The organism is Mycobacterium sp. 050128 (assembly GCF_036409155.1).
Classification (GTDB): domain Bacteria; phylum Actinomycetota; class Actinomycetes; order Mycobacteriales; family Mycobacteriaceae; genus Mycobacterium.
This window is the reverse complement of the sequence record NZ_JAZGLW010000001.1, coordinates 1,146,879-1,159,071: the sequence shown is the minus strand read 5'-3', so window position 1 is coordinate 1,159,071 and position 12,193 is coordinate 1,146,879. Positions and strand designations below refer to the sequence as shown.

Genomic DNA, 12,193 nt, shown 5'->3' with positions numbered 1-12,193 from the left:
TCGAACGCAACGACCGGCCGGCGGGATTTACTTGACGGGCACCAATGCCTCGCCGCAGGAGCAGCGGTAGTCCTCGTTCGCGCCCGAGCAGTGGCATGCGACCTCGATGCGGACGCGACATCCGCATCCCTCGTGACCGCAGGTCAGCTGGGTCCCCTCGTCGTAGTGCGTCATGTGAATCACCCTTGTCTGTTACGGGATTCCGGTTGGTATACCGCAATCCAGTGGTTACCTTCTGTGGCTGGCCGCTCAGCGGGCCGCCGCGCTCAATGTATACCCCATACGGGTATCTGGTAAAGCCTTCGCGGGGTGTCCGTTATCGATCGGATGCATTAGCAGGCATGACGGCGTGGGTCGGCGCGGCTAGCGTTGGCCGCATGACCGACAAACCCACCCCGCAAGACGTCGACACCTTCTTGGACAGCACAGTCATCGGTGACGATCCGGCCCTGGCCGCGGCGCTGGAGGCCAGCAACGCCGCCGGTCTGCCGCAGATCGCCGTGTCGTGGCAGCAGGGGAAGTTCCTATCGCTGCTGGCCGGTGCCCTCCAGGCGCGGCGCATTCTCGAAATCGGCACCCTCGGTGGTTTCAGCACCATTTGGCTGGCCCGCGCGGTGGGCCCGGACGGACAGGTGGTGACGCTGGAATACGAGTCCAAGCACGCCGACGTCGCATGCGCCAACCTGGAGCGGGCCGGTGTCGTGGATCGCGTACAGGTTGTCGTCGGCCCGGCGCTGGAGACCCTGCGGTCGGTAAACGGTGATCCGTTCGACATGGTGTTCATCGACGCGGACAAAGAGAACTATGTCGCGTACCTGAACTGGGCGGTCAAGCTGGCTCGCCCCGGCGCACTTATCGTGGTGGACAACGTCATTCGGGAAGGCGGGATCCTGTCGCCGGATTCCGATGACGAGAAAGTGGCCGCAACGCGCGAGACGCTGCAGGTGATGGGCGAGCACGCGCAGCTGGACACCGCGGTGATTCAGACGGTCGGAGCCAAGCATTGGGACGGCTTTGCCATCGCGTTGGTGAAAGAGCTCTGAACCGCGTGTTTGCGGGACGAGGGTTAGCCGCAGACCGCGCCGATCGCTGCCGAACTGACCAGCTTGACGTACTTGGCCAGCACGCCGGTCTTGTAGCGCGGTGGTGGAGGAGTGAAACCTTCTTGGCGAGAAGCGAATTCGGCCGGGTCGGCCAGCACGTCAAGAGTGCCGCCGGCGACGTCGAGCCGGATCCGGTCGCCGTCGCGCAGGAACGCGATCGGCCCGGCGTCCACGGCCTCCGGTGCGACGTGTCCCACGCACAGGCCGGTCGTTCCGCCGGAGAACCGGCCATCGGTAAGCAGTAGCACGTCTTTACCGAGCCCGGCACCCTTGATCGCCCCGGTGATGGCCAGCATTTCGCGCATCCCGGGGCCGCCCTTGGGACCCTCGTAACGGATCACGACCGCGTCGCCCTTGGTGATGGTGCCGTCTTCGAGCGCGTCCAGGGCGGCGCGCTCACCGTCGAAAACCCTTGCGGTGCCCTCGAACACGTCCGAATCGAACCCGGCCGACTTGACCACCGCACCCTCCGGCGCCAGGCTCCCGCGCAGGATCGTGATCCCACCCGTCGGGTGGATCGGATCGCTCAGCGCGTGCAGCACCTTGCCGTCCGGGTCGGGCGGCTCGATGGCGGCCAGGTTCTCGGCCAGGGTGTGCCCGGTCACGGTGAGGCAGTCGCCGTGCAGCAGCCCCGCATCCAGCAACGCCTTCATCATCACCGGGACGCCGCCGATGTGGTCGACGTGCGACATCACGTGCCGGCCGAACGGCTTGACGTCGGCCAGGTGCGGCACCTTGGACCCGATCCGGCTGAAGTCCTCGAGCGTCAGCGCGACCTCGGCCTCGTGCGCGATGGCCAGCAGGTGCAGCACCGCGTTGGTCGAGCCGCCGAACGCCATCACCACCGCGATCGCGTTCTCGAAGGCTTCCTTGGTGAGGATGTCGCGGGCGGTGATGCCGCGGCGCAGCAGTTCGACGACGGCCTGTCCGCTGCGCCGGGCGAACCCGTCGCGGCGGCGGTCGGTGGCCGGGGGAGCGGCACTGCCGGGCAGCGACATGCCCAGTGCCTCGGCGGCGCTGGCCATCGTGTTGGCCGTGTACATGCCGCCGCACGCGCCCTCGCCGGGGCAGATCGCGCGCTCGATGGCGTCGACGTCCGCGCGCGACATCAACCCGCGCGAGCAGGCGCCGACGGCCTCGAACGCGTCGATGATCGTCACCTCACGCTCGCTGCCGTCGGACAGTTTGGCCACGCCGGGCAGGATCGAGCCCGCGTAGAGGAACACCGACGCCAGGTCCAGGCGCGCGGCGGCCATCAGCATGCCGGGCAGTGACTTGTCGCAGCCGGCCAGCAGCACCGAGCCGTCGAGTCGTTCGGCCTGCATCACGGTCTCGACACTGTCGGCGATCACCTCGCGCGACACCAGCGAGAAGTGCATGCCCTCGTGGCCCATCGAGATGCCGTCGGAGACCGAGATCGTGCCGAATTCCAACGGGTAGCCGCCGGCGGCGAACACTCCCTCCTTGACAGCCTGCGCCAGCCGGTCCAGCGAGAGGTTGCACGGCGTGATCTCGTTCCAGGACGAGGCGACGCCGATCTGCGGCTTGGCGAAGTCCTCGTCGCCCATGCCTACGGCACGCAGCATGCCCCGGGCGGCGGTCTTCTCCAGACCGTCGGTGACGTCACGACTACGGGGTTTGATGTCGACGTTTGCCGCGTCGGTGTGCAGGGCCATTGATCAAGTATGCGCGGGGACGACAAGCGAATTTCACGGGTAATACCCCGCTGGGGTATAGGGTATCGTGGAGGTTTGGCACGCCGCAGAGAGGCTGAGATGACGACTCCACACGGATATTCGCAGCAGAAGGACAACTACGCCAAGCGGCTGCGGCGCATCGAGGGCCAGGTGCGCGGCATCGCGAAGATGATCGAGGAAGACAAGTACTGCATTGACGTCCTTACCCAGATCAGCGCCGTGAACAGCGCGATGCGGTCGGTGGCGCTGAACCTGCTTGACGAGCACCTCGGGCACTGTGTGACCCGTGCCGTCGCCGAGGAGGGGCCAGATGCCACGGAAAAGGCCCAGGCCAAGCTGGCCGAGGCATCCGCGGCCATTGCGCGTCTCGTTCGTTCCTGATCGGTGACGTAGTTGAGACCGGTGTTGCGGTCCTAAGTTGGCCGAACCCGTTGTTGAGGTGCGTACGGTAAGGCAGTGTGATCGCATTAGGCACGACAACCCAGGAACTGGGGAGCCCGGCCGATACCGTATCCCACGCCATGACTGCCGAAACCGGAACAGCCGCCGCCACCGCGCGAACGTGGACACCACGGATCGCCGTGCAGCTGGCGGTGCTGGCCGCGGCGGCCTTCATCTATGTCACGGCCGAGATCCTGCCGGTGGGCGCGCTGTCGGCGATCTCCCGGGACCTGCATGTCAGCGTCGTCTACGTCGGCACCCTGCTGACGTGGTATGCGCTGGTCGCGGCCCTGACGACGGTTCCGCTGGTGCGCTGGACGGCGCACTGGCCGCGCCGGCGCGCCCTGATGCTCAGTCTGACCTGCCTGACCGCCTCGCAGGCCATCTCGGCGCTGGCGCCCACCTTCGGGGTGCTGGCGGCCGGAAGAGTGCTGTGCGCGTTCACGCACGGGCTGCTGTGGGCGGTGATCGCCCCGATCGCCACCCGGCTGGTGCCGGCCAGCCATGCGGGCCGCGCGACGACCTCGATCTATGTCGGGACCAGCTTGGCCTTGGTGGTCGGTAGCCCGCTCACGGCGGCGTTGAGCCTGATGTGGGGCTGGCGGCTGGCGGTGGTGTGTGTGCTGGTCGCGGCCGTCATCGTGACGATTGCCGCCCGGGCGATGCTGCCGCGAATGGTGCTCACGGAGGACCAGTTGGCCTGCGTCGGCCCGCGGTCGCGCCACCACCGCAACCCGCGGTTGATCACGGTCAGTCTGCTCGCGATGGTCGCGGTGACCGGCCATTTCGTCTCCTACACGTACATCTCGGTGGTCATCCGCGACGTCGTCGGCGTCCGTGGGCCGAATCAGGCCTGGTTGCTGGCGGCCTACGGCATGGCGGGCCTGCTGTCGGTGCCCCTGGTGGCGCGGCCGCTGGACCGGCGGCCCCGGCGCGCCATCATCCTGTGCATGGCGGGGCTGACCGCCGCGTTCGTGGTGCTGACCGCGTTGGCGTTCGGCGATCGCACCACCACCGCGGCGAGCGCGCTGGTCGGGACTGCCGCGATCGTGCTGTGGGGTGCGATGGCGACCGCGGTGTCGCCGATGATGCAATCCGCCGCGATGCGCAACGGCGCCGATGACCCCGACGGCGCGTCCGGCCTGTACGTGACGGCGTTCCAGGTCGGCATCATGGCCGGGTCGCTGTCCGGTGGTTTGTTGTACGAGCACAGCGTGGCGACGATGCTCACCGCGTCGGCCGGTTTGATGGGCATCGCACTGGCCGGCATTGCGGTCAACAAGCGCATCCTTGACGTTGCTCCGGCAAGCTCACGCGATTCATAGTTCGGCAGTTCAAGTGCCAAAATGCGGGCCGTAGCGGTGTCGCGCCCGCCCCGGATTAGGTAGCTGGGGGCGCCGCTGTGCCACACTGGGTCCAGCAACTGACTGGAGGTATGCATATGTCGGGCTGGACGAGGGCAAGCCTCTTCGCGGCTCTGAACGCAGCCGGTATCGCCGCTGTGCTGGTGCTGGGCGCCGGCCCCGCGCTGGCCGATCCGGACCCGGTTCCCGTCGATCCGAACGTGGTCGCCGCGCCCGCCGCGCCGCCTCCGCCGCCGTTCGAGCTGCCGCCGCTGCCGGGATTGCCGCCCCCGCCGCCCGGTGACGCGCCGCCGGCTCCGTGGGCGCCACCCGGCGCCGTGCCGGCCGCGGCCGGTGCTGCCGACGGACAGGACCCGACCCCGTTCACCGGCACCGCGCCGTTCGGGACGCCGACGTTCGTCCCGAAGACCGGCTCCATGGTGGGTGTCGCGCAGCCGATCATCATCAACTTCCCGGGACGGGTCGATGACGCCGGTGCCGCCCAGGCCGCCGTGCACGTCTCGTCGATCCCGCCGGTACCGGGCAAGTTCTACTGGATGACCCCGACCCAGCTGCGCTGGCGCCCGATCAACTTCTGGCCCGCCAACACCGCGGTCAACATCGACGCCGGCGGCACCAAGTCGAGCTTCCGGACCGGAGACCAGCTGATCGCCACGGCGGACGACGCGACGCACCAGTTGACGGTCACCCGTAACGGCACCCTGGAGAAGACCATCCCGATGTCGATGGGCATGACCTCCGGTAACCACCAGACCCCCAACGGCACGTACTACGTGCAAGAGAAGATGCCGTCGGTGGTGATGGACTCCTCGACCTACGGGGTGCCCGTCAACTCGACCTACGGCTACAAGGTGACCGTCGAGCTGGCCGTCCGTTTCGACAACGTCGGCGACTTCGTGCACAGCGCGCCGTGGTCCGTGGACGACCAGGGCAAGCGCGACGTCAGCCACGGCTGCATCAACATCAGCCCCAGCAACGCCAGGTGGTTCTTCGACAACTTCGGTCCCGGGGATCCGATCATCGTGAAGAACTCCAGCGGCGGGTCGTACAAGAAGAACGACGGGTCCAGCGACTGGATCACCAACTAGCCGGCCGCGTCGCGATTGACGCGGTCCTCGGTGGCCGACGTGTCGGGCTGATCAAGAGCGTCGAGTGATGCACCGCAGCGTGTTCGAGGTGCGGTGGGCCGCTGGTAGTGAAGTCGCCGCACATCCCCCGCGCGCGGCGCCGCGAGCTTCCGCAGCGCCTGATTCCCGCTAATTTCCCGGCGAGAGCTTTCGCCTTCCCAGCGATTATGTATAGCATCATACATAAGCCGAAAGGGGTGGCGATGCGCAGTCCACGCGAGCGGATGGTGATCTCCGCTGCGCTGTTGATCCGGGAACGGGGCGCTCACGCCACCGCGATCTCGGACGTACTCGAGCACAGCGGGGCGCCGCGCGGTTCGGCCTATCACTACTTCCCGGGTGGTCGCACCCAACTGCTCTGCGAGGCGGTCGACTACGCGGGCGAACACGTCGGCGCCGTCATCGACAAGGCCTACAGCAGCCTCGACCTGCTGGACACGCTGATCGATAAGTACCGCCGCCAATTGCTCGACAGCGATTACCGCGCCGGCTGCCCGATCGTGGCGGTCTCCGTCGAATCCGGTGACGAGCAGGACCGCGAGCGGATGGCCCCCGTCATCGAACGGGCGGCCGCGGTGTTCGACCGTTGGAACGGTCAGGTCGCGCAGCGGCTGATCGCCGACGGCATACCGGCGGTCGAGGCCGGCGAACTCGCGGTGCTGACCACCTCGGCGCTCGAGGGCGCCATCGTGTTGGCCCGGGTGCGGCGCGACGTGGCGCCGCTGGATCTCATTCACCGTCAGCTGCGCAATTTGCTGCTGACTGCCCTGAAGAAATAGCTCGGAAGGAAGTCCCGCGATGGCCGCTGAGTGGCAGTCGACCGCATGCATCCTCTGCGAATGCAACTGCGGCATCGTCGTACAAGTCGAAGACCGCACGCTGTCGCGCATCCGCGGCGACAAGAACCACCCGGCGTCGCAGGGCTACACCTGCAACAAGGCGCTGCGGCTGGACCACTACCAGAACAACCGCGCCCGATTGACCTCGCCGATGCGCCGCCGCCCCGACGGCAGCTACGAGGAAATCGATTGGGACACCGCCATTGTCGAGATCGCCGAGGGTTTCAAGCGTATCCGCGACACCTACGGCGGCGACAAGATCTTCTACTACGGCGGCGGCGGGCAGGGCAACCACCTGGGTGGGGCCTACAGCGGCGCCTTCCTGAAGGCGCTGGGGTCGAAGTACCGCTCGAATGCGTTGGCGCAGGAGAAGACCGGCGAAGCCTGGGTGGACGGGCACCTGTACGGCGGCCACACCCGGGGCGAGTTCGAGCACGCCGAAGTGTCAGTGTTCGTCGGAAAGAATCCGTGGATGTCGCAGAGCTTCCCCCGGGCCCGGGTGGTGCTCAACGAGATCGCCAAGGACCCGAAGCGGTCGATGATCGTGATCGACCCCGTCGTCACCGACACGGCGAAGATGTCCGACTTCCACCTGCGGGTGCGACCGGGCACCGACGCCTGGTGCCTGGCCGCCCTGGCCGCCGTGCTGGTTCAGGAAAACCTCTGCAACGAAGCATTTCTCGCCGAGCACGTGCACGGCGTCGAGGCCGTGCGCGACGCGTTGCGCGATGTCCCGGTCGCCGATTATGCGCAGCGCTGCGGAGTCGATGAGGAGCTGTTGCGGACCGCGGCGCGGCGCATCGGCGCCGCCGAGAGCGTCTCGGTGTTCGAAGACCTCGGAATTCAGCAGGCACCCAACAGTACCCTGAGCTCCTACCTGAACAAGCTGCTCTGGATTTTGACCGGCAACTTCGCGAAAAAGGGTGGCCAGCATCTACATTCGTCGCTGGCGTCACTGTTCAGCACGGTGTCGGGCCGCACCCCCGTCACCGGGGCGCCCATCATTGCCGGCCTGATCCCTTCCAATGTCGTGCCGGAGGAGATCCTCACCGACCACCCGGACCGGTTCCGGGCGATGATCGTCGAGAGCGGTAATCCCGCGCACTCGCTGGCCGATTCGACGGCCTGCCGGGCGGCCTTTGCGTCGCTGGAGCTGATGGTGGTCGTCGACGTCGCGATGACCGAGACCGCCCGACTGGCGCACTACGTGTTGCCGGCGGCGTCCCAGTACGAGAAGACCGAGGCTACGTTCTTCAATTTCGAGTTCCCGCACAACGGCTTTCACCTGCGTCGACCACTGCTGAAGCCGCTGGAAGGAACACTGCCTGAGCCGGAGATCTGGGCCCGGCTGGTGCGCGCGCTCGGTGTCCTCGACGACGCGGAGCTACGGCCGCTGCGCGAGGCCGCCGAGCGGGGCCGCGAGGCGTACGCCGAAGCATTCCTGAACGCCGTCGCGGGCAATCCGACGATGGCGCGGCTGGTTCCCTATGTGCTCTACGAAACGCTGGGGCCGACGCTGCCCGAGGGCATGGCCGGGGCCGCCGCGGTGTGGGGGCTGGCGCAGAAGACGGCGATGACTTATCCCGAGGCCGTGCGACGGGCCGGTCACGCCGACGGCAACGCGCTGTTCGAGGCCATCCTGAACAACCCGTCGGGGGTCGTCTTCACCGCGCACAACTACGAGGACGACTTCGCGTTGATCAGTCACTCCGATCACAAGATCGCGCTCGAAATCCCGGAGATGCTCGACGATTTGCGAGCCCTGGCTGCCGCGCCGCCACAACTGACCACCGCGGAGCTGCCGATCGTGCTCTCGGTGGGGGAGCGGCGCGCTTACACCGCGAACGACATTTTCCGCGACCCGTCCTGGCGTAAACGCGACGCCGACGGAGCATTGCGGGTCAGCGTGGAGGATGCCCACGACCTCGGTCTCGTGGACGGCTGCCGGGCGCGCATCACCACCGCGGCCGGCAGCGCCGAGGCGACCATCGAGATCACCGAGACGATGCTGCCCGGACATGCGGCCCTGCCCAACGGTTTTGGGCTCGACTACGTCGAGGATGACGGCCGAACCGTCGTCCCCGGTGTGGCCCCGAACGCGCTGACGTCGACCGGGTGGCGTGACTCCTACGCCGGAACGCCCTGGCACAAGCACGTGCCGGCGCGCATCGAGGCATTGGTGCCTGTTCGCGAGGCTGCGGGGGCCTAGTTCCAGATCCTGACCCGGCGCTGCGGCGCCAGGAACAATGCGTCGTCCTCGGTCACGTCGAAGGCCTCGTAGAAGGCGTCGAGGTTGCGGATGACGCCGTTGCACCGGAACTCCGGCGGTGAGTGCGGGTCGACGGCCAGCCGCCGGATCACCTCAGCCACACGGGATTTGGTGCGCCACACCTGCGCCCAGCCGTAGATCACCCGCTGCACACCGGTCAGGCCGTCGATCACCGGGGCCTCCTCGCCGTTCAGCGACAGCTGGTAGGCCAACAGCGCGATCGAGAGGCCGCCCAGATCGCCGATGTTCTCGCCGACGGTGAAGGCGCCTTGGACATGGGGCGGGCCGGGGTGGCTCTTCAACTCGCGGGGCACGTAGGCCTCGTACTGCTCGATCAGCGCCTTGGTGCGGACGCCGAATTCGCTGCGGTCGTCGTCGGTCCACCAGTCGACGAGATTGCCGTCGCCGTCGTATTTGGCGCCCTGGTCGTCGAAGCCGTGCCCGATTTCGTGTCCGATCACTGCCCCGATGCCGCCGTAGTTGGCGGCGTCGTCGGCCTGGGCGTCGAAGAAAGGCGGCTGCAAAATGGCTGCGGGAAAGACGATTTCGTTCATCCCGGGGTTGTAATACGCGTTGACGGTCTGCGGCGTCATAAACCATTCGTCGCGATCCACCGGTCCACCCAGCTTCGCCAGCTCGCGGTCGTGGTTGACCGCATACCCGCGCAGGTAGTTCCCGTAGAGGTCGTCGCGGTCGATCACCACCGCGGAGTAGTCGCGCCACTTCGCCGGGTAGCCGACCTTGGCGGTGAACTTGCGCAGCTTGGTCAACGCACGCTCCCGGGTCTGCGGCGTCATCCAGTCCAGGTCGCTGATGCTGACCCGGTAGGCCTCCTGCAGGTTGTCCACCAGCGCGTCGATGCGCGCCTTGGCGTCGGGCGGGAAATGCCTTTGCACGTATAGCTTTCCGACGGCGTCGCCCATCAGGCTCTCGACCAGCGAGACCCCACGCTTCCAGCGGTCTCGGATCTGTTCGGCCCCGGTCAGCAGACGGCCGTAGAAGTCGAAATCGGCCGCGACCAGGGGGTGGGTCAGCCACGAGGCACGGGCGCGGATCAACCGCCAACGCGCCCAGCGCTTCCAGTCGTCGAGGTCTTCGCTTTCCCACAGCGCACCAAATGCGGTGAGGTAATCAGGCTGGCGCACAACGACTTCCGTGACATCTTGGACATTGCTGCCCAGCGCGGTGACCCAGCCGGTCCAGTCGAAGCCCGCGCCTTCGGTCTGCAGCTGCGCGAAAGTGCGCAGGTTGTAGGTCAGATCGGCATCGCGGCGCTTGACCACATCCCAGTGCGCGGCAGCGAGTTTGGCCTCCAGTGCCACGATGCGGGCCGCGGTGTCGGCGTGGTCTGTCGCTTCGCCGCCGTACACCAGCGCGAACATCCGCGCGATGTGTCCGGGGTAGGCCGCGAGCACTTGGGCGTGCTGCTCGTCGCGGTAGTACGACTCGTCGGGCAACCCGATGCCGGACTGGTTGACGTGCACCAGGTAGCGGGTCGAGTTCTTGGCGTCGGTGTCGATGTAGACGCCGACGCCGCCACCCACCCCGGTGCGCTGCAGCGAACCGACGACCGCGGCCAACGCCGCCGAATCGGCCGCGCCGTCGATGGTGGCCAGTTCGTCGTGTAGCGGCTGGGTGCCCCGGCGCTCGGCGGCGTCCTCGTCGAGGAAGCTGGCGTACAGGTCGCCGATGCGCTGCGCATCTTTGCCCGCGCTTGCCAGCGCGGGACCGCGCTCGCTGGCTTCGATGATCAGGTCGCGGACCTGCTCCTCGGCCTGGTCGAACAGGGTGCGGAACGCGCCGTCGGTGGCGCGGTCCGGGGGAATCTCGTAGTCGGCGAGCCAGCGACCGTTCACGTAACCGAACAGGTCGTCCTGGGGACGGGCATTTTCGTCGATGTAGCTCAGGTCCAGGCCCGAGCGGGTGGCCGCATACGTCACCCTGCCATCCTTACCATCTTGTGCGTGCCGGGCGCCTGCTGCGCCGACCGTGACCGGCGGCCGGGTAACCTCGCGCCCATGCCTGGGGGCGAACAGACCGAGCCGGCGACCGAAGCTGACGAGCGGGACGCCGAGGCCGGCGCGCCCGAGTCCGACGAAGAAGACGCCGACGGCGCGATCTTCTCTCCCTTCGGCATCGCCTCGGCGGTTCTCGGCGTGCTGTCGGTCGCCGCGGTCGTGCTCCTCGGGATCATTTGGTCCGACCACCGCGCCGAGTCGGCCGAACGCACCTATCTGAGTCGCGTGATGCAGACCGCCGCCGAATGGACCGGCGTGCTGATCAACATGAACAGCACCAACATCGACGCCAGCCTGCAGCGGCTGCACGACGGGACCGTCGGCGAGCTCAACACCGAATTCGACGCGACGGTGCAGCCCTACCGGCAGGTGGTCGAGAAGCTGCAGTCGCAGAGCAGCGGGCGCATCGAGTCGGTGGCGATCGAGACGGTGCATCACGACCTGGACAGCCAACCCGGTATCGCGCGCCCGGTGCTCACCACCAAGCTGCCGCCGTTCGCCAGCAGGACGGATTCGGTGATGCTGGTCGCGACGTCGGTCAGCGAGAACGTCGGCGCCAAGCCGCAGACGGTGCACTGGAGCCTGCGCCTCGACGTCTCCGACGTCGACGGCAAGCTGATGATCTCTCACCTGGAGTCGATCCGATGAGAAACCGGTGGCGGCTGCTGGCCTTCGACGTCCCGGCGCCGCTGGCCACGATCGCTGCGCTGCTGGTGATCGGCGTCATCCTCGACTGGCCGCTGTGGTGGGTATCGGCGTGCTCGGTGCTGCTGGTGCTGATCACCGAGGGCGTCGGAGTCAACTTCTGGCTGCTGCGCCGGGATTCGGTCAGCGTCGGGACCGACGATGACGCCCCGGGGCTGCGCCTGGCTGTCGTCGTGCTGTGCACCGCCGCCCTGGTGGCCGCCGTGCTGACCGGATACACGCACTGGACGAGCACCGACCGTGACTTCAAGAAGGATTCCCGCGACGTGGCCCAGGTCGCCAGTGGGATGGCCGAGGCGATGGCGTCGTTCAACCCCGTGGCCCCGACCAGCTCGATCGACCGGGCCGCGGCGATGATGGTGCCCGAGCGCGCGGACGCGTTCAAGGAGCAGTACCAGAAGTCCAGCGCCGAACTCGCGCAGCGCAATGTCACGGCGCAGGCCTCGACGCTGGCGGCCGGGGTCGAGGCGCTCGGACCCACCGCGGCCAGTGTGGCGGTCATCCTGCGGGTCACCCAGAACACGCCGGGCCAGCCGCCCAGCCGGGCGGCGCCGGCGCTGCGGGTGGCACTGGTCAAGCGGGGCAGCGACTGGCTGGTGAACGACGTGCTGCCGATCAACGCCCGCTGAG

The 12,193-nt window shown here is 67.6% G+C and carries 11 protein-coding genes; 8 read left to right on the top strand and 3 right to left on the bottom strand.

Features of this window, described 5'->3' with window-relative positions; translation table 11 throughout:
- Positions 1-27: 27 nt before the first annotated feature.
- Positions 28-183 carry a metallothionein gene (locus SKC41_RS05595; RefSeq protein ID WP_330976714.1) on the bottom strand — a complete coding sequence of 52 codons (156 nt, stop codon included), beginning with the start codon at positions 181-183 and terminating at the stop codon, positions 28-30.
- 194 nt (positions 184-377) lie between these two features.
- Between SKC41_RS05595 and SKC41_RS05590 the strand changes: the two genes are divergently transcribed.
- Positions 378-1,043 carry an O-methyltransferase gene (locus SKC41_RS05590; RefSeq protein WP_330976713.1) on the top strand — a complete coding sequence of 222 codons (666 nt, stop codon included), beginning with the start codon at positions 378-380 and terminating at the stop codon, positions 1,041-1,043.
- Positions 1,044-1,066: 23 nt separating this feature from the next.
- Here SKC41_RS05590 and ilvD read toward each other — a convergent pair whose 3' ends face one another.
- Positions 1,067-2,779: a dihydroxy-acid dehydratase gene (gene ilvD, locus SKC41_RS05585; protein ID WP_330976712.1), complete on the bottom strand. Its 1,713-nt coding sequence runs from the start codon at positions 2,777-2,779 to the stop codon at positions 1,067-1,069.
- 99 nt (positions 2,780-2,878) lie between these two features.
- Here ilvD and SKC41_RS05580 point away from each other — a divergent pair, with 99 nt between their 5' ends.
- The 5 genes from SKC41_RS05580 (at position 2,879) to SKC41_RS05560 (ending at position 8,780) form a co-directional block, all read left to right on the top strand.
- Positions 2,879-3,181, top strand: a complete 303-nt coding sequence (locus SKC41_RS05580) for a metal-sensitive transcriptional regulator (RefSeq protein ID WP_330976711.1) — start codon at positions 2,879-2,881, stop codon at positions 3,179-3,181.
- Between the two features lie 140 nt (positions 3,182-3,321).
- A complete protein-coding gene (locus tag SKC41_RS05575) occupies positions 3,322-4,566 on the top strand; it encodes an MFS transporter (protein ID WP_330976710.1) in 1,245 nt (414 codons plus the stop codon).
- Positions 4,567-4,682: 116 nt separating this feature from the next.
- Positions 4,683-5,693: a L,D-transpeptidase gene (locus tag SKC41_RS05570; protein WP_330976709.1), complete on the top strand. Its 1,011-nt coding sequence runs from the start codon at positions 4,683-4,685 to the stop codon at positions 5,691-5,693.
- Between the two features lie 242 nt (positions 5,694-5,935).
- Entirely contained in the window at positions 5,936-6,511 is a 576-nt protein-coding gene (locus tag SKC41_RS05565) for a TetR/AcrR family transcriptional regulator (RefSeq protein WP_330976708.1), read from the top strand.
- Positions 6,512-6,530: 19 nt separating this feature from the next.
- Positions 6,531-8,780 (top strand): molybdopterin-dependent oxidoreductase, encoded by a 2,250-nt coding sequence (locus tag SKC41_RS05560; protein WP_330976707.1) that lies wholly within the window; start codon positions 6,531-6,533, stop codon positions 8,778-8,780.
- On the opposite strand, the gene SKC41_RS05555 is transcribed toward SKC41_RS05560, so the two are convergent.
- Positions 8,777-10,780, bottom strand: coding sequence for a M13 family metallopeptidase (locus SKC41_RS05555; protein WP_330976706.1), 2,004 nt, complete (start codon positions 10,778-10,780; stop codon positions 8,777-8,779). The genes SKC41_RS05560 and SKC41_RS05555 overlap by 4 nt on opposite strands.
- A 78-nt stretch (positions 10,781-10,858) precedes the next feature.
- Between SKC41_RS05555 and SKC41_RS05550 the strand changes: the two genes are divergently transcribed.
- Together SKC41_RS05550 and SKC41_RS05545 are read left to right on the top strand one after the other, a co-directional pair.
- Positions 10,859-11,506 carry a hypothetical protein gene (locus SKC41_RS05550; protein ID WP_330976705.1) on the top strand — a complete coding sequence of 216 codons (648 nt, stop codon included), beginning with the start codon at positions 10,859-10,861 and terminating at the stop codon, positions 11,504-11,506.
- Positions 11,503-12,192 carry a hypothetical protein gene (locus tag SKC41_RS05545; protein WP_330976704.1) on the top strand — a complete coding sequence of 230 codons (690 nt, stop codon included), beginning with the start codon at positions 11,503-11,505 and terminating at the stop codon, positions 12,190-12,192. Before SKC41_RS05550 ends, SKC41_RS05545 begins: the two co-directional genes overlap by 4 nt.
- Position 12,193: the final 1 nt, after the last annotated feature.